General features: G+C 43.1%; 14 protein-coding genes. 3 read left to right on the top strand and 11 right to left on the bottom strand.

Annotated features, from left to right (window positions below; genetic code table 11):
* Positions 1 to 23: 23 nt before the first annotated feature.
* Complete coding sequence (locus ACQY73_RS12200; RefSeq protein ID WP_428666111.1) at positions 24 to 3653, bottom strand: family 78 glycoside hydrolase catalytic domain; 3630 nt, start codon at positions 3651 to 3653, stop codon at positions 24 to 26.
* 285 nt (positions 3654 to 3938) lie between these two features.
* Between ACQY73_RS12200 and ACQY73_RS12195 the strand changes: the two genes are divergently transcribed.
* Positions 3939 to 4985, top strand: a complete 1047-nt coding sequence (locus ACQY73_RS12195) for a sensor histidine kinase (RefSeq protein WP_428666108.1) — start codon at positions 3939 to 3941, stop codon at positions 4983 to 4985.
* A 138-nt stretch (positions 4986 to 5123) separates the two neighbouring features.
* On the opposite strand, the gene ACQY73_RS12190 is transcribed toward ACQY73_RS12195, so the two are convergent.
* Together ACQY73_RS12190 and ACQY73_RS12185 are read right to left on the bottom strand one after the other, a co-directional pair.
* A complete protein-coding gene (locus tag ACQY73_RS12190; RefSeq protein WP_428666106.1) occupies positions 5124 to 7454 on the bottom strand; it encodes an FtsX-like permease family protein in 2331 nt (776 codons plus the stop codon).
* Complete coding sequence (locus ACQY73_RS12185) at positions 7451 to 8131, bottom strand: ABC transporter ATP-binding protein (RefSeq protein ID WP_428666103.1); 681 nt, start codon at positions 8129 to 8131, stop codon at positions 7451 to 7453. The genes ACQY73_RS12190 and ACQY73_RS12185 overlap by 4 nt, the downstream gene beginning before the upstream one ends.
* A gap of 257 nt (positions 8132 to 8388) precedes the next feature.
* On the opposite strand from ACQY73_RS12185, the gene ACQY73_RS12180 reads away from it, so the two are divergent.
* On the top strand, positions 8389 to 9060 hold the full coding sequence (locus ACQY73_RS12180; RefSeq protein ID WP_428666101.1) for a LytR/AlgR family response regulator transcription factor: 672 nt from the start codon (positions 8389 to 8391) through the stop codon (positions 9058 to 9060).
* 193 nt (positions 9061 to 9253) lie between these two features.
* On the opposite strand, the gene ACQY73_RS12175 is transcribed toward ACQY73_RS12180, so the two are convergent.
* The 8 genes from ACQY73_RS12175 to ACQY73_RS12140 form a co-directional block, all read right to left on the bottom strand.
* Positions 9254 to 11389, bottom strand: a complete 2136-nt coding sequence (locus tag ACQY73_RS12175) for a molybdopterin cofactor-binding domain-containing protein (RefSeq protein WP_428666098.1) — start codon at positions 11387 to 11389, stop codon at positions 9254 to 9256.
* A 9-nt stretch (positions 11390 to 11398) separates the two neighbouring features.
* Positions 11399 to 11860, bottom strand: a complete 462-nt coding sequence (locus ACQY73_RS12170) for a (2Fe-2S)-binding protein (RefSeq protein WP_428666096.1) — start codon at positions 11858 to 11860, stop codon at positions 11399 to 11401.
* A gap of 156 nt (positions 11861 to 12016) precedes the next feature.
* Positions 12017 to 13678 carry a serine hydrolase domain-containing protein gene (locus ACQY73_RS12165; RefSeq protein WP_428666094.1) on the bottom strand — a complete coding sequence of 554 codons (1662 nt, stop codon included), beginning with the start codon at positions 13676 to 13678 and terminating at the stop codon, positions 12017 to 12019.
* 308 nt (positions 13679 to 13986) lie between these two features.
* Positions 13987 to 14367, bottom strand: coding sequence for a hypothetical protein (locus ACQY73_RS12160; protein WP_428666092.1), 381 nt, complete (start codon positions 14365 to 14367; stop codon positions 13987 to 13989).
* Between the two features lie 98 nt (positions 14368 to 14465).
* The gene (locus tag ACQY73_RS12155) at positions 14466 to 14858 is read right to left on the bottom strand and encodes a hypothetical protein (RefSeq protein ID WP_428666089.1); all 393 of its coding nucleotides are present in this window, start codon (positions 14856 to 14858) and stop codon (positions 14466 to 14468) included.
* A 57-nt stretch (positions 14859 to 14915) separates the two neighbouring features.
* Positions 14916 to 15734 (bottom strand): SDR family NAD(P)-dependent oxidoreductase, encoded by an 819-nt coding sequence (locus tag ACQY73_RS12150; RefSeq protein ID WP_428666086.1) that lies wholly within the window; start codon positions 15732 to 15734, stop codon positions 14916 to 14918.
* Between the two features lie 92 nt (positions 15735 to 15826).
* Complete coding sequence (locus tag ACQY73_RS12145; protein WP_428666084.1) at positions 15827 to 17968, bottom strand: hypothetical protein; 2142 nt, start codon at positions 17966 to 17968, stop codon at positions 15827 to 15829.
* Between the two features lie 22 nt (positions 17969 to 17990).
* Positions 17991 to 19508, bottom strand: coding sequence for a hypothetical protein (locus ACQY73_RS12140; RefSeq protein WP_428666081.1), 1518 nt, complete (start codon positions 19506 to 19508; stop codon positions 17991 to 17993).
* A gap of 327 nt (positions 19509 to 19835) precedes the next feature.
* Here ACQY73_RS12140 and ACQY73_RS12135 point away from each other — a divergent pair, with 327 nt between their 5' ends.
* Complete coding sequence (locus ACQY73_RS12135; RefSeq protein ID WP_428666078.1) at positions 19836 to 20615, top strand: NUDIX hydrolase; 780 nt, start codon at positions 19836 to 19838, stop codon at positions 20613 to 20615.
* Positions 20616 to 20626 lie beyond the last annotated feature (11 nt).

Raw genomic sequence — 20626 nt, 5'->3', positions numbered from 1 at the left:
AGGTTTTTCCGACAAGCAAAAAATTATTCTTTTATCTCAAATGAATATTCGCCTGAAACCAGTGGAAGTACAATATTTCCATTCTCCTGTTTAATGCCTTTCCATTGGGCAATACTTTTGCCGCTTTCAGTGATTTGGCTGACACTTTTGGCAGGTAAATAAAGTGTAGCCGACGTATTGGGCGGAACGGTGGTTTTGTACGTCCATTTTCCGTTTTCCCATTTCCATTCACTATTTATCTTACCATAGACAGAATCATAATAACCTTTTGCCCAAGTCATTACTTTGTCAGGGTCGGGCGTTGGCTTTAGGATAATTTGTTTGAAAGCCACACTTTCGGGACTTCGCTGAATACCTAACGAGTAATTATACATCCACGACGCCACCGCCCCAAACGAATAGTGGTTGAAGGAATTCATGCTGTTGTTGCCGCCAAATCCATTTTCTACGGTGTATGAATTGAGACGTTCCCAAATCGAAGTAGCTCCGTTGACCACCGAATACAGCCACGAAGGATAATTGCGTTGCTGCAACAGTCGGTAGGCCATGTCGTGATTGCCATTTTCAGAAAGCGCTTCGGAGATAGACGCCGTGCCGATGAAGCCTGTCATCAACGAATATTCTGGGCGTTCGATGCCTTCATCGTCTTTGTTTTTTCGTTGAATGGCTTCGTTTAAATACTTGACAGCGAACGGCTTATTTTCTTCATTGAACATCCCCAATGCCAACGAAATGGCGTAAGAAGCCTGCGTATCCACCAACTGTCCTTTATCCGATTTTTGTTCAGCCTGTTGTTGTCCGGGAGGGCCCATACGCGCCGCTTTTACCCCCGATTTAATAGTCCTGTGGGAGGTTTTATCCACATAAATTTCATTAAAAACCTTCTTAATTTCATCACGCCTTGTTTTGAAAGCAGTGGCATCTTCGGTTTTATTCAGAACGGACGCTACTTTGCTCATTATATCCAAATCGTATGCATAATACGACATCCAAAATTGCGTATTATCATTTTTGCCATTTTCAGGACTTAACCAATCACCCAACGGGCCTTCATTCAGAATGCCATTTGTTTTGTCAACTTTTGTTTCCAAAAATTGTACATACTTCTTCATGGCGTCGTAATGCTCTTTCAGCAATTGTACATCGCCGTATTGCTGATACGTTTCCCACGCTACCACGATGCCCGCACTTCCCCAAAGGGTGCCGCCAAAACCGCCGCCCATTGGGGCCACGTCGGTAAAGCGACCGCTTTCGGCCTGCACATCGCGCATCGCCAAGAGGTGTCTTCTCAGAAACAGATCGGCGTTGGTCAGGTAAGTGGCGCTGCGTGAGAACACCGAAATATCACCGCTCCAACCCATACGCTCATTGCGAGCCGGTGTATCGGTGGGGATGGAAAGAAAATTACTGCGAAGCGACCACGTAATGTTTTGCCAAAGTTTATTAACCAACTCATTGGAGGTTTCATAACTTGACGAGAGGCTGTTTATCGAACTGATGACCAAGCCTTTTACATCGGTTGCCGCAACGGCTTGGTCAATGCCCGTAATTTCTACATAACGATACCCGTGAAAAGTGAAACGAGGTTGAATGGTTTCATCGCCGCCTTTCAGAATATAAGTGTCTTGTGTGAGCGCCGCACGGATGTTTTCCATCATCACCATTCCTTCATTGCCTTTGTAATCAGGCAATTTCGGGTATTTTACTTCGGCATAACGCAGGATGATCTCCTGTCCTTTTTTACCGTTTTTTATCTGAATTTGCGGCACACCTACCATGTTTTGCCCCATATCATAGACAAAAACTTTGGGGCGAACCTCTTCTACACTGCGGGCAGTCAGCGTTTTGACGATGCTTGCATTATCGCCCATTTGCCCAATTAGTTTGAAATCTTTATACTCCAACGAAGACTTTCTGCCCATAAAATCAGTAAAAGTCCCGCTATAGGCTGTACCTTCCAAAGGTACTTCTACGGCCGATTTCCAACCTTTATCATTGTAGGAAGCCAACGACCAATCTTTTACCAAAGCTTCTTTACGGGCATCATACACTTCTCCCTGAAAAAAACTTCCGTAGCGAATCGGGCCATCGTTAAAGAACTTCCAATCTGTAGGATTTGAGGTGATAAGCTGCTCAGAACCATCGGCATACGTAATCACCAATTTGCTCAATAGCGATTGACGGTCGCCGAAGTAATTCCAACTTTCACCACTGAACGTAATATTTCCACTCCACCAACCTTCGCTCAACCAAGCGCCAACGGCATTTTTTTCTCCCTGTTTTAAAGCACTTGTCACATCATACGTTTGGTACATGTGGTTTTTGTTGTACTGCGTCAGGCCCGGGTTGAAGTAATCATTGCTCACGCGTTTTCCATTCAGGTACATTTCGTAAATTCCCCGCGCCGTTACGTACAAACGAGCGTTTTTGATGGGCTTTGCCTGTGTTGCAAAAGTGGTTCTGAGCATGGGCGCGGCGTTTTTGCTTGGGTCGGCCAAAATCAGGGTACTGCCTTTGATCTTATACGCGCCATTTTCAACTGTCAGATTAGCGGATTTGAAAATACCCGTATAAGAAGCCGCATTAAGTTTTTCAGTGAACAAGGCATTGGAAGGGAAACGATAATTCCTGATAACAACTTCCGAGAAATGTGCTGTTTGATTATCCCCAACCCGAAAGCCAATATCTGCCAACATCGGAAAACTAATGAAGTTATTTCCACTTCCCACGGGGTTTAGGTTAAAGCCCCGTGCAGCAAAAGCAGACGATGGCCCGGCGGTTTTTTCTTTCAGTTTATTGTCATTGGTATTTCCATCAACGAAAATCTCAAACAGACCGAAATTGCATTCTACAACTACTTTATGCTTTTCGTATTTATTGGCATTGTTGATGAGTTTTTGCGGAATTTCAAGGCTTTTGAAAGGTACATCGGCTTTATCATTCGGTGTATAACCTACTCGAAATATATGGAGTTTTGCCAATCCTTCGGGTGAATCGCTCACGCCTGAAATGTCCAATTCAAACGCGATATAACTTTGATTTTGAGCGTTTTCTACGTTCAACAAATTTAAATCTTTCTTCATCAGGCGTTTGTCATTTCCACCAAAAACAAACGCCGCTTTGGTCGAATTTGAAGCCTTATCCAACTGAAGACCGTATTCAAATTTAAACACCGATAAATAATGCGAATAGAAAACCAGATCCTCATCACCTCCGCCAATCCATCGGGCAACGTCTTGCTTGGCCCCCGACCACGCCGAAATGTCGGGATTCATCAGGCCCGTTTCAAACCACGAACTAGTTGAGACTGTTGCGTTAGAATTGTCCCAAACTGTCACTTTCCACGTATAGCGCGTGGTGGCTTTCAAAGGAGTTCCGGCATATTCGATGCCATTGGAAAGGTCTGAATTTACTTTTTTAGAATCCCATACGATCTGATTACCCGCATCGGTCACCACAATTTGATAGGCTTTTTGAGAATACCCTCTTTTGGCGTCCAATGCCTTCATTTGCCAACTGAAATGCGGATTGGAAATATCTATTCCCAACGGTTTTTCCTGTTGATCCACTTTTAAATTTTCAATGACAACACCGGCAAACGCATTGCCGATAAGGAATAACAAGAGGAGGGAAGCAATGACAATTTTCTTCATATAATTTTGATTTTTTCAGAAGCAGAATACAAGTATAGCGAATCCGGATTCTTTTGTAAGTTCAAAATTATAATCGTTTTATACTATCCCTGTCCTGTACAATCACGTTATTGTCTCAAAGTGGTACAATATAAAATACAATCATTGGTTACAGGAATAGGCTCACAATTAAAGCAAACATCCTGGCACATAAGAAAAGGCGCTGTTTGACGCATTTCATACCATAAACAACGGCTTCCGTACCAAATCAATCCATCCAAAACCTATTTTCAGTAGCTTTGAAGTATGTCAAAAAAAGGAATAGAAATAGCGGGCAACAGTGCATTTTGGATCGTTACGGGTCTTATTATTATCACTCATTATACGACTCATACGATCGCCGTACAAACCATCAATGGCCATGACACGTTCGTCACTACCCGAAATGAGGCCATTTTTATAAAATTACTGGCGCTGATCGGCATTTCCTGTGTGCTGTTTTATGCTAATTTCACCCTTGTTTTGGGCTTGATGCGCGGCAAAAAAATGGGCAACATTATTCTAAAATCATTGCTGCTTTTCGTGGCTGCCAATTTTGCTTTCAACATTTTCCAACATCATATCTTCGGCATCCATCAAAAATCGGTGTCATTGCTCTTAAGCAGCGGTATTATTATTTTCTATTTTACGGCTTCCATTACGTATGCCACCGGTAAAATTTGGATCATTACGGAAAGCAAAAATCAAAAATTGGAACTGGAGAAAACGCAGGCAGAACTGAATCTTCTCCGCTCACAGTTGCATCCACATTTTCTATTTAATGTGTTGAACAATCTGCTTTCAATGGTCAATCAGAAAGAAAACCCTGCGTTGGCAACGGCTTTTGAGCGTCTATCGGGATTATTACGGTACGTGGTAGTAGACACGGCCGATGAAAAAATCCCCATTCGGAAGGAAATAGAATTTATCCAAAACTTTGCTGAATTACACGCATTGCGGTTTGAAAAAGAAGAATTGGATTTTCAATTACAGGTGCTCGGAAACAACGAAATGCTGTTGATCGAACCCGCCATTTTTATTCCCTTCATTGAAAATGCGTTCAAATACGGCGTTGAACCCGAAAAAATATCTAATATCAAAGTCGTTTTTGATTTGACAGATGACCAAAAAATCAAATTTAGCTGCATCAACCAAATCCACGAAACCATGCAGCAATTGAAAGGCAGCGGCATGGGAATCGAATCTTCCAAAAAGCGATTGAATTTGGTGTATCCTCATCGGCACCATTTGGAAATAAATCGGAACGGAAACTTTGAAGTTTTGTTAGAAATTGAAGTAGAAAACCCCTCCTAAATCCTCCCCTGTCGGGAGGACTTTACCGGATAACAACCTCGGTATAAAACCCCACTAAATCTCCCATACAGGGGAGACTTTAATGGACTGGCAACTAAATAAAGTCCTCCCGACAGGGGAGGATTTAGGTGGGGTTCTTCAAAACACCTGGTTCAAAAGCGCATTCGAACTCTGTTTCACTTTGGTGTAACTATACAACCAAATGATTGAAGTCAGAATCAATAAAAGCAGAAGGATGGAGATAATGAGATAAGGTACATTGATCAATGCCACAATGGGTGAGCCTAAAATCAACGTCCCCAAAATGTTTCCCCAAACTGACGTAAGAACCAAAGAAAGAACAACGCCAAAAGCGATAGAAACAACTGATACCGCGCCATATTCAACCAAAATAAGCTTTGAAATATTACTTGCGGTTCCGCCCAACGCCTTCATAATGCCCGTTTCCCGAATACGTTCCTGCAACGAAAGACTGATGGCAATCAGCATTCCTATTAATCCTACGAGTATGGTAAAAATGCTCGTGGCCGCGATGATTTTCATAGTAGGTTCCAAATGATTTTCCAGCGCAATTCTTCGGGTAGTTGCGTCTGACATCGCCCTTACTTCTACCTTATTTTTCAAACACACCGTATCTATTTTTTCTTTTGCCATTTCGAGCGAAAAACCGTCTTTTACTTTAACTGCCAACTCTCTATATGTTCTATTTTTTACATCATTAAATTTGTAAAGAGAAGGAGAACCGGTGCCAATATCTTTTACTACTCCCGAAAAGATATACGCCTTTTCTTCTCCATTTGCATTGAACAAAATGGTATCTCCCAAGGCTGTATTCTTAAAATCGGATTGGTATTTCATGGAAATATAAACACAGTTGTGGCAGTCTTTTTTCACTTTTCCTGAAATCAACAGGGAGTTTGCCAGCACATAATCGGGTGGAAGTAGTTTTAACCCGCTGTTTTCGGGAAAGGCTTGCCCCTGCAATCGGAAAGATCCGCTTGTTCTTGAAATGTAAGAAACCGCTTCTACGAACGGGAGTTTTTCTACAAAAGCCAAATCGCCCTGAAGTGTGTCTTTTAAAAATACATTTATGTTATAATAGGCGTTTTTATTAAGGCTGTCAAAGTCTTCTTTGATGGAATATTTCAAATTGGCTCCCGTAATAAATAAGCCAAAACCAATGATCAATAATAACGAAATAAGCACCGTGCGCACACTGCTCCTAAACAAATTATTGATTCCGTATTTGAGCGAAACGGCCGGCAAAATCGACTGAGTAATTTTAAATAAGGCTCGATTGGGAATGTGAAAAACCTGACTCAACGCATTTTGAACCGTCATTCTTGAAGCATTCACCAAAGGAATAGCCGCCACTAAAAACGGCAAAACAAACGAGACAGCCACAGCTAACAAGTGCATTTTCAGCGGTAACATTGTTTTGACAGGTGTGAAATTTTGAATCTTGGCAATCATTCCGCTGTACAATTGCCCCACTTTGTAACCCAACGGCAAACCGATCACCAAGCCAGTGCCAATGATGATCAAAAGCACCGTAAAGTAGCTCAACAGAATGGCTTGGGTAGAGCCGCCTAACGTTTTGATAATGCCGATATTGGAAATTTGCGGATGAAGCCACGTAATCAAAATGAGGGAAAGCAGAATAATGCCCAAAATAGAAATGATAAACCCGAATATTTTCAATAGAAAGGAAATACCATTCACAATGTTTTGATGCGGGTGCTCTCCCGGCGGCGGAATAAGCAGCGCTTTTACCACACCACCCTTGTTTTTGACCAATGCTGCCAACTCTTTTCCGATGCGCTGCAAGCCGGCTTTGGTGAGGCTCTGCGGTTTTACTTTTACCAGAAAACGTTGCTCGCTAAACTGTACCAAACTGTCCAAATTCTTGAGTGATGTATAGCCATAAACGGCTTGTTCCATCGTTCCGGGAGGCAGGCCCGCATCGTGTACCTTGCCCGTATTCAGAAACGTAACCGATTGATGGCCTGACAGTTGAATCTCCAGTTTCTCTCCAATGTCGTTGACAAATTGGGCGCAGCTTTTTTCAATAAATAACCAATTTCCCGAAGTGGCTTTTTTCTCCTGAATGTCAAAAGTGCTGATACGAGGCTTTTCGATGTCTTCCACACCGTAGAGCGTCAAAAACATCCAATTGCCTGAGTTGTTTTTGATTTTTCCTGAAAGAGTTTCTCTTCTTTCCAACGCGGCTACATTTTTGTTTTGCTTCAAATCAGTAAGCAAATCGTTGGTGACACCGTCCAAATGCAGGACAATATCGACGGGATTGGTTTTTGCAAAATTCTCTTTGAAATCCCTTTCCGTCATTTCAAAACTGTAAATAACACTGCTGATGCCAAGGGCAGAAATAAGGGCCGAAATAAGACACAAAAACAATTTTCCTTTGGTCAGCCAAAAGCTTTTTATCAGAAATAGAACGATGTTTTTCATACAGTTGCTTTGAAATTATTGAGAATCCCGTCCTGAATGGTAATGACATGGTCAAATTTTCGCTTTGAAATGTCTTCGTGCGTTACGATGATCAGGTTTTTACCTTTTTCTTTCAGGCGTTGAAACAACGAATAGATTTGTTCGCCCGTTTTGCTGTCCAAATTGCCCGTAGGTTCATCAGCAATGATGATCGGCGGATCATTGGCCAACGCCCGGGCAATGGCTACTCGTTGCACTTCCCCGCCCGACAACTCATTGGGGAATTTATGGGCTTTTTCGGCCAATTCTACCTCTGCCAATAGGGAAAGAGCGCGTTGTTTTCGGTCTTTTTTAGGAATGCTGTTGACCATATCCATCGCAAAAACAATATTATCCATTGCCGAGAGTGTGGGCAGCAATTGATAAAATTGAAAAACGATGCCTACATTTTTACCACGCCATTTTGCCAATTGGTTTTCGTTGAGCGCCAACAGATTTTCACCGTTGATGGTCAATTCGCCCGACTGCGGGCGATCAATTCCCGACAAAATATTGAGTAAAGTAGATTTTCCACTGCCTGATTTACCGATGATCACGGTGCTTTCTCCGTGTTCGATTTGAAGCGTAACGTCTTTCAACGCGTGGACTTTTCCTGCCAATCCATCATAAATCTTATTGATTTTGTTGAGGTTTATCATGCCTTTTGCTTTTAATAAATGAAGCTTTAAAACAACGATTCTTTAACCCTATTTTCTTTCAAAAGGTATGAAATGCATAGATTAGGCTCTCAAAAGCAACTAATTTGACAAAAGAAAATTTTATCGGGATTCATACCAAAAAACGGCAATTTCATACCGGTTCTACAGTAGAAGAAGGGTTAATTTGTAGTTTTGAGAAGACTTGTAAATAACCCCCACTAAATCTCCCCCTGTAAGGGGAGACATAAAAACGACAAATGAAGGCAATTATAGTAGACGATGAACCCAAAGCTATTGAACTAATTCAGAGTTACCTGAGTCATTTCAGCGTCATTGAATTGGTCGGTACGTTTAGAAACGGGATCAAAGCTTTCCAATTTATGAGCAAAGACCCGGTCGATCTATTGTTTCTGGATATCAATATGCCGCATTTGTCGGGCATTTCGCTTTCCAAAATGGTTAATAAAAATACTAAGATCATCTTCACTACTGCCTATCCTGAATACGCCGTAGAAAGTTATGATGTAGAAGCCGTTGATTATTTATTGAAGCCCATCAGTTTGGAACGATTTTCAAAAACAATAGGAAAATTGCTGCAAAACAGACCGGAAGCCCCGGAAAATAACAAAAGTATATTGATGATAAAAAGCGGCACCAAACAATACAGAACGTCTGCCGGTGATATTTTTTATCTCGAAAAAAGCGGCAATTACATGGAATATCAATTGGCGAATAAAACCATATTGGCCAGAGAATCCATCAACGAAGCTTTAGCAGTACTCCCCGAATATTTTATTCAAATTCATAAATCCATCATCATCAACCTCAACAAAATTGAGTTTATTGATAAAGAAAATGTTTCGATAAACGGGAAATTATTGCCGATAGGGAGCTCTTTCAGGGAAGTGTTGGGGAAAAGATTGGGCTAAGTATTTTGAAGTGGTGAAAAACATCGCACGTGCGACCCCGCAACTTTGGCAGAAGTAGGACAAGTTTGTTTTGAGTGTATTCGGATTATAAATCCGATACAGTTTAGGTCCGGATTACAAATCCGGACCGGCACTCGCTCGTCCGAATTTGTAATTCGGACGCTTCCTGTTGCCGATTTGCAATCGGCACTCTCTAACTGCTTTGATTCAAGTTCACGCCTTTCATTGCTTCCTCTTTGGAGAAAGGCTGATTATAGAGTCGTTTTCCCGTTGCTTTAAAGAAAGCATTTGCCAGAGCCGCTGCGGCCGGCGGAAGGGCAGGTTCTCCCAAACCCGTTGGATTTATGGCGCTGTCTATAAAATAAACCTCTACCTCCGGTACCTCCTTCATCCGGATCAAGCGATAGGTATCAAAGTTTTTTTGATCGGGCACACCGTCTTTGAGGGTTACTTCGCCATACAGCGCGTGTCCTAAACCATCAATGATTCCACCTTTTACCTGTTGGTACGCGCCGCTTAGGTTTACAACCACCCCACAATCTACCGCTGCATACATTTTTCGCAACACCGCATTGCCGTTTTTCATTTCTATCTCGGCTACTTGCGCGATATAGGAACCATGCGAAAAATAGGCACTGAAGCCTTGAAATGTCTTTTTATTCTTACCCCAACCCGACTTTTCTGCCACTAATGTAATTACACCCTTCATGCGCTCAATATCATACTTTACGGCTCCTACGGGCGATTTTTTTGCTTTGTCAAGATATGCCAATCGGTATTCGATGGGATCGCGATTGGCAGCGGTGGCTATTTCGTCAAAAAAAGACTGCTCAGCAAATCCTAAAAAATTCTCGGAGGGCGCCCGCCACGGACTCGTTGTCACCGGTGATTTATGGTCAATGGAGTCCACCAGAAAATTCGGTACGGCTCCTGCCGGAAAATGATCCGGACGAGTGCTGTTGCCTGAATTGACACCCACTCCACGCATCTTATATCCGATCCAATTCCCTTCAGCATCCAACGCCGCCTGAAAACGATAGCGCATCGCCGGTCGGTACTGTCCGCCCCTCATATCGTCTTCCCTGGTCCACATCACTTTCACAGGCGCTTTTACCAGACTTGACAATTCTGCCGCTTCCATCGAATAATCAGAACGCTGTCTTCTTCCAAAACCGCCACCCATACGTGTCATCTCAAGCGTAACTTTGTCAATATCAACACCCAGTAATTTTGCGACATTTTTTCTTGTGTCTTCGGGCAGTTGCGCCGGGCCAACCAATTCAACGCCATCCGTGCGCACATGCGCAAAGAAGTTCATCGGCTCCATGCAGGCATGGGATAAAAATGGCGCTTGATATTCGCGCGTGATTACCTTTGCCGCTGTTTTAAATACGGCATCTACATCACCGTCTTTGCGTGAGGGTTTTACATCTCCTTTGTCCAACAGTTGTTTCATCAAACGGTCGTGGTCGGTCGTGCTTTCCACCGCACCGTCGGGCTCGTATTCCACTTTCAGCAACTTCCGGGCTTTGGTTACCTGCCACGTTGATTTGCCCAAAACCGCTACTTTGTCTTTGAACGTAACCACATCCACGATCCCCGGCATTGCCTTGGCAGCGGCAGTGTCTACTGATTTTATTTTTGTACCAAACGGAGGACGTTCAATCATGGCAAGCAACATTCCTTCGCGGTAAATGTCCATCCCATACAAGGGTTTACCCGTAATCATCTGCGCATTGTCGACGTTATGAATGGGTTTTCCAATCAGCTTGTAGTCTTTTTTCTCTTTCAGTTTTACCTCCGCAGGCACCGTCATTGTTGCTGCTTCCGTGGCCAATGCGCCATAGTTTAATTTTCGCCCGGTTTCTTTGTGCCATACAAATCCGTTTTCAGTAGTCAATGCAGTGGGTGAAACATTCCAACGTTTTGCGGCGGCTTCCATCAACATGATTCGGGCAGTAGCACCGGCTTTGCGCAGTCGATCCCACGAATGCTGCATGGCACCACTCCCTGCCGTGGCCTGACGGTTGAATTTTTGCGTATCCAAGTTGGCCTGCACCACTTTTACTTTTGTCCAATCGGCATCCAACTCTTCAGCCACGATCATCGGGAAAGCCGTTTTAATGTTCTGCCCTACTTCGGGATTAGGCGCAAAGATGGTAATGACATTATCAGGAGAAATAGAAAGGTAACTGTTAAAAGTAATCTCCTCTGCTACCGCTGGTAACGAAGAGGCAAGCGAATCGCTCCATCGAAAACTCAAGAAAAGCCCTCCTCCCGCGATGGCCGAGGCCTTTATAAAATCTCTCCTGCTTGATCTTATAGACATGGTGTTTGCTTATTTAAGTTTTGAAGCCGCAAGCGCAACGGCTTCCCGGATACGATGGTATGTGCCGCAACGACAGATATTTCCATTCATGGCATCTTCAATCTGAGACGGCGAAGGTTTAGGGTTTTTACTGAGCAATGCCGACGCAGTCATGATCTGACCGGCTTGGCAATACCCGCACTGGGGCACATCTATTTCCGACCAAGCTTGCTGCATCGGATGCTCGCCATTGGCCGACAGGCCTTCAATCGTGGTCACTTTCTTAGTACCGATTGCCGACACCGGCAACACACAAGAACGTACGGCCGTACCGTTCAGATGCACGGTGCAGGCGCCGCATTGGGCAATACCGCAGCCGTACTTGGTGCCCACCAATCCAAGGTGATCGCGGAGTACCCACAGCAAGGGAGTGTCTTCTTCGACATCCACACGGTAGCTTTTGTTATTGATTTTCAACGTGTAATTAGCCATTTTACGGTCGTATTGACGGTTTAAATCTACTTTATGAAAAAGTCAATACACCAAGAGATATACCGCTTCTTTTCAGTGTTGACTGAAAAAGTATAGCTACCGGGAAAAACAACGGACGTGTGAAATCAGCCGGGTCGGTTAAGAAAATACCAACGCCTACTTCTTTTTATCAAATCGAATGTTCTTTATACGACCGCCTGAGAGATTAAATCCGGTTACGTTTGCCTGCTTATCCTTAAAAAACCGGATCGAACCAATGTTGCCACTAAATTGATCTTCACCGGTCGGATCTGTTTCGAGCTTGAATTCTCCTAACCTGAAATGCTGCATCATAAGTTGACCATTACTATTTTTAATTACATATTCCGCACCCAGTTCTTCGCTGTAATATGTCCCGTCGTATAGGCTCAACTGCTTGGAATCAGGTTGCCGGGGATTAATTCTTTTGGCCTGGATATTTTTATATTTAAGCAGGTTTACGTCGCCTTTACTATCTTTCACAAAGGTCATGGAAGCACCATAAGCATTGATCCAACATGTCGAATCTGATTTGGTTTCCATCGGAAACTTCGCTTCTCCATTGGCCTGCGTCATTAATTGACCGTTTTCCAACGTAATCGTAACCGCCCACCCGGGGCCCAACTGATAAACACCGGTATATTTTTGCAGTAAGGCTGCGTTTACTTTTACCGTGGGTTGGTCTTTGATCGAAATCGGTTTTTTATCTTCGGTTTTTATTGGATATTTCAGCAAGAGTCGGGTCACATCATTAATGCTTCTGGTCAGATCAAAATCGCCCGCATTGCCCAGTATAATCAATGAAAGATGCTCAGTGGGATAGTTGATAATCGTAGTACGATAACTTGCCCATCCGCCATCGTGCGAAATGGTTTTTAATCCTTTATCGGTTCCGTTGGCCAGCCCATATCCATAATGCACCTTATCACCGTTGTTTAATACACCTTCTTCCAGCATTCTTAAATACACTGGATTCCCGGCGGCAATCTCTTTATTGAAATGAATGACCCATTTGCTCAGGTCTTCTACGGAAGTAAACAGGGAGCTTGATCCATAGGCAGTTAAAGCACTAAGGCTTTTCTTAAATCCATTGCTGCTTGGATAATACGAATACGCAAGATTCTTCACCACCTCGGTATAATCTTCCATAAAATGAGAAGAATGCATGCCCAAAGGCTTAAAAATGTTCGAATCTGTCCATTGCCTGAACGATTGACCGCTGACTTTTTCAACAATGGCCGCCAGCAGATTATAACCTGTATTGGAATAAGAATACCGCAAGCCGGGCTCAAAATCAAGGTCTTTCTGATACTTTACCATTCGCATGATATCTTGAAAAGAAAAAGCCTCGTCCCATCGCCATCCTGCGGCATGAAGTGTTTGTGGCCAATCTCTTATACCACCGGTATGATGCAGCAGATGCCTGACGGTAATCTTCTTCCCAAAATCAGGCACATCGGGTAAATAGCGGCGAATATCATCGTCCAAAGCAATCTTTCCTTCCTGGACTAAGGCAGAAACGGCAAAGCCCGCAAACTGTTTGGAAACCGAAGCAATGTCAAAAACACTGGCCGGCGTAATAGGAATATCGTATTCCAGATTGGCCATACCATAGCCTTTTTTAAAAATGAGAGAATCATTTCTGATGATACCCACAGCGCACCCGGGTCGGTTTGGTAGATCATATCTTTTGAAAACAGCATCTATTTTTATTGCCAATGAATCTTTTTGGGCAGATAATTCAGACGTAAATAAGAGCAGTAAAATAATCCAAAGAGAGGAAATAGAGCCGTTTTTCATAGTTTATGGTTTTTTCGGAAAAGAGTAAGTAACTAACAGATAGGGTAGTAACCTCTTATGTTGCATCCACCGGAAACTATTTTCCACCGTTGCCTGAATCTGATCACTGATTCAATAAAATTACCATTGAGTCCTACTTGCTAAATTATATCTTGAAACTGTACTTAACAACAATAACAAGGTAAGCTTTTCCGAAAAACCGGGATCGTTCATTTTAGTATTGCCGGGATTTAACATCTTGCCTTTGCAGGTGAAGAAACTGCAAAAAATGTTGGCGATGATAGCACTGCCAACTGTGTAAATTCCTTTTATTCCTTGATCCTTTTGGCAGTGGCTTCAAAGCTCATCAAGCTGCCTTTGAGGTTATTATCATCTATTTTATCCAGATCAATGGATATTTCGCCGGCCTGAGAGGATTCAAAGTAAATCACCAATTTCTTGGCGCTTTCTTCAATTTTGGTAATGGGGCGTTTGGCCTCTGTTGCATCGGCAGGATTCGCCAGCTCGCCGGTTAGCTTACCATCTTTACGAACAAGATTCGTAACAAATTTTATATCTCCTCGAGGAGAGCCTAAAACGGAGATCTCCCATTTGCCGGCGTAAAAATCGGCGGGTGCAGTGCTTTGAGAAAAACCTTTGAGTGCAATTCCGAAGAATGCTACGAAAAGAATGAGGCTCGCTTTTTTCATTGTTTTTGCGTTTGGTGCGTCAACACGCCGTCGCCACGTTTGTTTTAAAATTAACTGATTGGTTTGAAATGTATAAAAGTTCGCTACTTGCGCTGAGTCTATGGTTTCTTTCTCGTGGCCACTACTTCAAATCGACCGTTGTAGAATGTACCCGTCGCGGTATTGTCGTCTTTTTTGGTCAAAACAACTTGTACCTCATGGCCTTGTCCCTCAATAATAAAGGTGAGTTTGTCGCCTTCCAATTCTAAGGAGCTCAATTTAATTTGTTCAGTTTCGGCCGTTTTTTCCAAATAGCCTACCATTTCTTTTTTGCCCGAAGCATCTTTTGCCATTTCAAAAAGCAACGGATGATGGCCGTCACCTTGGGGCAAATCCTTGACCGACATATCCCATTTACCAATGAAATAGTTTTGTTGAGTTTGCGCAAAAAGAGTCGTGTTTGTCAAAAAGCAAAAGAGAGCAAGAAGGGTACAAAGCGTCCATTTTTTCATGATTTTTGATAAGTTTAAAATGATTGAAACTGTAAAAAACAACGTTGAATTTTCGAATCACATCACCACTTTCTTCATCATTTTTCCAATGAAATTGGTGGCAAATCGGGGGTTGAGTCGGTAAAGAATGTCGAGCATCGTGGCATCTTTACCCACTGTTACTCTAAACTTGTTTTTCTCCATTGCCCTGATGATAATTTCGGCGGCTTTTGTGGGCGAAAGCGCCATTTTAGCGGCTGCACCGGCATTTTTAGGATCGTTTGGGTCTATTTTAGGCTTGCCCAAACCTGAGTTTTCAGTGATATTGGTCGCAATGGCTCCGGGATGAACTACCGTAACACGCACATTTGTCTCTTTGAGTTCGGCATAAAGCCCTTCGGTAAAGATTTTCACCGCCGCTTTTGCTGCCCCGTAAATGGTTTGCTTCGGAAAAGGTATAAATCCTCCCATGCTCGAAATATTCACAATATGTGCTTCGGGGCGTTCTAAAAAAAAGGGTAAAAAGGCTTTGGTGAGGTAGACCGTTCCATAGAAATTTACATTCATCACGCGGTTGATCTCTTCGATGGTCAGGTCATTGACGGTAACAAATTTCTGGATGATACCTGCATTATTGATAATGCCATCTACTGAACCAAAATGGCTGATCACTTCTCCGGGCAAAGCGTTCACTTTTACGTTATCGGTAATATCCATTACAAATCCTTTAAAACGGTCATCGCCAACACCCGCTATTTTTTGGGTTTCAGCAAGGGCATTCGAATGAATATCAACTCCTACGACATTGGCTTGTTTTTGTAATAACTGCAAAGTCAATTCTCTGCCAATGCCGCTTCCGGCACCCGTAACTATGATTGTTTTGTTGACTGCCTGCATTTGTTTGTAAAATTTTGCACACGGATGACACTGATGTTCCAACAAAGATTGGCACGGATTTAAAAATATGCATTCTAATAAGTTGGCAGCATTTATTTCACCACTACCCGCACTCTATCCAAATTCTGAATACGTGTGAAAGGCGTTTTTGTATCGCCATCTCTTTGCGAAGCTACTCTTAGCGTTGGAAAATAAGTTCCCGGTTTTGAAAATTGGTAGGTCATTTTTAGTGTGGTACGGCCTATTTTTTCGTCAAAAACAATGTCTTTTTGCTTGACAGGAAACGTCCCTGTCCCATCAAAATCCCACTCGGCCGATACGACCCTGCCTGTGTGTAAGGGCACTTCTACGAGTGCCGTCATTTCAAATTTTTGACCAATTTTCACAGTCGTTTTCTTATTTCCATTTATGGTAACGCTTACCACCGGCTGAATACCTTTGCGTTCGACTGCGGCGACCGGAACGATGACTTGGCTATCTTCTATTTTGTAATTGGTAGATGCAGGTGGCGTAGTCCCTTTTTCGCACCACGCACTCAAATCACGCAGGGCTTGCTGCAATACGCCCAAGTAACTAACCGTCCGGGTGGCGTACTCCTGTTTGGATAAATCGCCATGCAATGCTTTGTCTGTATACCAGAGTCTGAAATTTTCGTCAGTTTTATCGCCCAAATGTGCTTTTACTTTTTCACGATAAAAATCTCCTTGCCACGCAAAAGCCTCTCTGTCCCATAATGAACAAAGCAAAATCATTTTTCCCTTAAATTTACCTGTGGGCAAAACCCCGGCTGCCCCTCTTGTAAACAAAGGCCCTAACAACATGGGGCGTTGCGGATACATCGGTTTACCCTCACTGTCACGGAACTGATCCCAAGCCTTATATTCTTTGTCAGGCACTTGGTGACGATGGTAGGTTTGCACCGCCAAAAAGTTGGAATTGTCAATAAAAACTTCATCGCCCACCTTTATTTTTGACAATACCGATAAGTCAACAGGGCCAAAAACCACTTTATCTCCTGCGATACCGGCCAATTGAAGGGTTTTGTCAGCCGCCGCACCCGTTTTGATGACCAAATCTCCGCCCATAAAATTGACATCGGGCAATATATCCTCAATTTGGAAAGCCACCGGCATTTGTCCCTCTACGCCTCCCATGCTTTTCCACGCCAAATCTGCCGAGCCTCTTTCCCCTGCAGTTTCGGACTCTTTCAGTCCCAATTTCACTGCCTCGTCTGAGGTAATATTCGCTTTGATTTTACTTGCTTTTTGAAGACGGGCTTTCAGAAGCGACTCCGTAGGATTTGCCCCCAAATAGCCTTTTACTTTCCAAAAATCTTCAAAAAATTTCGCATCCGCCATTCGCATACCTTGATACAGTGCGATAAACCCATGAATTCCCATTGTTTTATAACCAAACCATGATTGCGGCGGAAAACCCAATTTGGTAGCTTCTCGCAAGGCTTGTTTTTCTTCTTCGTTCAGCCCTGTATACATATCACCACTGCCGCCCGCATCCAAGGCATCTATGATTTGCGGAAGCTTATCGTGTAAAATACGCATGGCGTTCATTCTCACGGCAAACACGTTGGGAATGGCCATGGGCGAACCCAGTACATAAGGTACTACACCGTCCCATACGTCCTCGGTGTTTTCGATACTGCCAATGGTGCGATAGGCTCCCCCGCTTCCGCCGAAGGCATACCCAAAAGGGCTATTTCCTCCCAAAATTGTTGTGGCAACAATACGGGAAAATGCTGCCGATGCTGCATTGGCCCTGAATGCTCCAATGGTTGGGTCTGAATTGAAAGAAGGTTTCGAAAAATCCACTTTTCCTCCGCCATTGGTTTCAATAAAATACGCCCCGCTACTGATGGTAAAGCCTATTTTATCATCTTCACCCGTGGCTCCCTGTGATAAAAATTCGTTGTCGGGAAATGGAGTAATATACTGAAAGAAACGCCCTTGGTAAGTTTCTTTTGTTGGGAAATAGAAAGAAAAACGCGTTTCAGTACCTTTAAAACCGCCGTGCACATAGCGATGTTTGACGGGTTTCTCACGCCATTCGTCTATGTCAATGTAGGGCGTTTTGAAAATCGTATCTTTTGTTGAGAACTTTTGGGCAAGTTCCCGGCTCAAATTGGGTAAGTTATTTTGTGCTTTTACTTCCAAAGTTCGCCCCAAACTACACAGTACGATCCATGTAGCCATGAGGGTATGCAGGGTTTTTGCTTTCATCTTAATTCCTTTATTTATGCTTTTAAATCTTCTCAAACGTAAGAAACAGGATACTGTGGGCAGGCAACTGCACTTTTCCCGCTTTCACCTTCTTTCCTTCCAAGGCAGGAACTTCATCTTTTGGAGTAAGTTTAAGCGCTTGCCCATTCAGTTTCACTTTTTTGGTAAGCAACTCACCGGCCGTTAGCAGGTATTGGATCGCGTTGGCAGGAAGGATGACAGAAGCTTCCGTTTCATTGGTATTTAAAATCAGAATCGTTCTGCCGTCAGGTTTATTTTTTAAGCTATGGGCAAACATATCAACGCCCGGGGCGAGGCTTCCGGCTTCATATACTTGGGTTCCCATCAACCTATTCCAAAGCAAGGCTGCCCAGTAGTTAGGTCTGGGATTGTGCGTGTCATGATCCAGCAAGGCATATTCGCTGCGGGCAAGGGTATTGTGCATCACTACCTGAACCCCTTTTTTCGCCAGTCGGCCCAATTGTTCTAAATACCGAAAGCTGTCAATATAGGTCACCGCCCAAGGATTTCCCCCGCAAGCGGTTTCAGCAGTTTCGGTATTCCAGATAGGTGCCCCCGGACTGTATTTATCTCTGGCGTTTTGGTAAAACTCCAACCCTTTTTCTGTCTTGCTCAACCATTCGGCCGACAGCGCATTGGCAGGTTTTTGCGCTCCCATGCAGCGTTGGGAGACCGTCCCGTAATAATGGTATGTAAATACGTCAAATACAGGCTTTGGAGTGGCAGACAATAACTGATCTACCGACAGGTCTAACCCCGACGGAAGTATGCCGCCCTCTCCCGTAGAGCCCGGGCCAATGATCTTCATGTTTGGTGCCGCTTCAGCCGCAAAGGCCCTAAAAGCCGCAAAGTCTTTCGCAAATCGCGCACCGTTGTAGCCTTTGGGGGCATCGCCATGAGAAGCATGTGAAGGTTCATTAAACAGTTCTGCCGCCGCTATTTCTCCCCCGATGGAGCGGGTATAGTCCAAAATAGATTTGATGTGCTTTGGTGTCCAGTTTCCGTCTTTGTCTCTAATCCCGTCACTGATCGGAAAAGAACTAACCAATTTGCCATCTACCGCCTTACAGAAATCGACCACCCCTTTCCACTGTTTACGGGTAAGAATGTTCTTAAAGCCCTCCGGTGGAGTGGGCAATGCAGCTTCGTCATTGTCTTGAAAATAGATAGCATTGGCCCATGTACCACTTACCCGCACATACGTTGGTCCTAAGGCAGCGGCCAGATTTCGCAACTTTTTCTCATACAAATCAATGGGTTCAATTTTCCATTTCAGGGCATCTATTCCCTTTCGGTTGGAATGTTTTCTTACCGAATCTATTAACTCGTAAGGTATCCAAAAATCGCCGCCGATCACCTCACACATTTCTACATTAAATGATTGATACCGCTCGTCAACTTTACCGATCAAGCCCATTTGCTTCAGATTTATTTCGTTTGAAGGAGTACTTTGGGTAAAGGCCAACAGAGGTAAACAGGCCAGAAAAGTTACAAAAACATTCAACCGTTTTTTTTTCATTGTATTAAGGATTAATGCGCGCAGGTGCAAGCCAATAAAAATCTGATTGTCAGTCCGATAATGTTTATATAACAATACTTTAATGCGACTGATACAACAAAGGTAAAGAATATTTTATTATTGTATATTTTTTATACAATAAATTTTATTCAATTATATACCTTTGTAGTACAATTGATATTGTGCCTGTTTTTTCAGAGAACTATATTAAAGTGATCGGTAGCATTTCATGCAGCATTTCTAAAAGCATCCCTTAATTTTGCAGATAGCAGAAATTATTTGGCGAGATCTGTACTGTTTTTTAACAATTGATTTTAAGGCAAAAAGATGAATAACGAATTATCCACACCACCTACTGAAGCATCATCAAGATGGCTTAATCTAAGTCAACAGAATTATATCCATCAAGTATCCATTGACTGCGTCATTTTTGGCTATGAAGACAAACAGATCAAAGTACTGATTCCCAAAATTAATTTTAAAGGTGACTTTTGGGCAATACCCAGCGGATTTGTCTATCAAGATGAAGATGTTGACCAAGCGGCGGAACGAATACTGCGGGAAAGAACAAGCCTCCGGGATATTTATTTGGAGCAATTTCGGGTATTTGGCAAAGCGGATAGAAGCGGTAAAGAATTCATGAATCGCCTCATAGAACTCAACCTTGACAAAGTAACAGAGAAGCAGGAGGGCAAAGAAATCAAAGGAGATTACGACTGGTTTACCAAACGATTTATCTCAATCGGTTACTATGCATTGGTAGATATTTCTAAAGTAATCCCTCAAAAAAGCTTCATCGATGAGTCCATCGGCTGGTATACTATCCACGAATTGCCTGATATGATCATGGATCACAATCAAATTGTAGAAAAAGCGCTAAAAGCGCTCCGAAGCGACCTTGACGAAAAATTGATCGCTTTTAACCTGCTCCCGGAAACATTTACGATGAAAGAAGTGCAGGAACTGTATGAAGCCATTTTTAATAAAACGTTTGTCCGCACCAATTTTCAAAAGATGATTCTGGATCTTAATGTATTGGAACGGCTGGAAAAGAAGTTTACCGGAGCAGCCAATAAAGCCCCTTTTTTATATAAGTTCAAAAAATAAAAAGCAGATTG

The organism is Runella sp., from assembly GCF_965279615.1.
GTDB lineage: Bacteria > Bacteroidota > Bacteroidia > Cytophagales > Spirosomataceae > Runella.
The sequence above is the reverse complement of the archived record's forward strand: the minus strand, read 5'-3'. Positions and strand labels throughout refer to the sequence as shown.

Excerpts from the sequence above, each read along its gene's own strand:
- ACQY73_RS12200 (WP_428666111.1), bottom strand. The coding sequence starts at position 3,653 with ATGAAGAAAATTGTCATTGCTTCCCTCCTCTTGTTATTCCTTATCGGC.
- ACQY73_RS12195 (WP_428666108.1), top strand. The coding sequence starts at position 3,939 with ATGTCAAAAAAAGGAATAGAAATAGCGGGCAACAGTGCATTTTGGATC.
- ACQY73_RS12190 (WP_428666106.1), bottom strand. The coding sequence starts at position 7,454 with ATGAAAAACATCGTTCTATTTCTGATAAAAAGCTTTTGGCTGACCAAA.
- ACQY73_RS12185 (WP_428666103.1), bottom strand. The coding sequence starts at position 8,131 with ATGATAAACCTCAACAAAATCAATAAGATTTATGATGGATTGGCAGGA.
- ACQY73_RS12180 (WP_428666101.1), top strand. The coding sequence starts at position 8,389 with ATGAAGGCAATTATAGTAGACGATGAACCCAAAGCTATTGAACTAATT.
- ACQY73_RS12175 (WP_428666098.1), bottom strand. The coding sequence starts at position 11,389 with ATGTCTATAAGATCAAGCAGGAGAGATTTTATAAAGGCCTCGGCCATC.
- ACQY73_RS12170 (WP_428666096.1), bottom strand. The coding sequence starts at position 11,860 with ATGGCTAATTACACGTTGAAAATCAATAACAAAAGCTACCGTGTGGAT.
- ACQY73_RS12165 (WP_428666094.1), bottom strand. The coding sequence starts at position 13,678 with ATGAAAAACGGCTCTATTTCCTCTCTTTGGATTATTTTACTGCTCTTA.
- ACQY73_RS12160 (WP_428666092.1), bottom strand. The coding sequence starts at position 14,367 with ATGAAAAAAGCGAGCCTCATTCTTTTCGTAGCATTCTTCGGAATTGCA.
- ACQY73_RS12155 (WP_428666089.1), bottom strand. The coding sequence starts at position 14,858 with ATGAAAAAATGGACGCTTTGTACCCTTCTTGCTCTCTTTTGCTTTTTG.
- ACQY73_RS12150 (WP_428666086.1), bottom strand. The coding sequence starts at position 15,734 with ATGCAGGCAGTCAACAAAACAATCATAGTTACGGGTGCCGGAAGCGGC.
- ACQY73_RS12145 (WP_428666084.1), bottom strand. The coding sequence starts at position 17,968 with ATGAAAGCAAAAACCCTGCATACCCTCATGGCTACATGGATCGTACTG.
- ACQY73_RS12140 (WP_428666081.1), bottom strand. The coding sequence starts at position 19,508 with ATGAAAAAAAAACGGTTGAATGTTTTTGTAACTTTTCTGGCCTGTTTA.
- ACQY73_RS12135 (WP_428666078.1), top strand. The coding sequence starts at position 19,836 with ATGAATAACGAATTATCCACACCACCTACTGAAGCATCATCAAGATGG.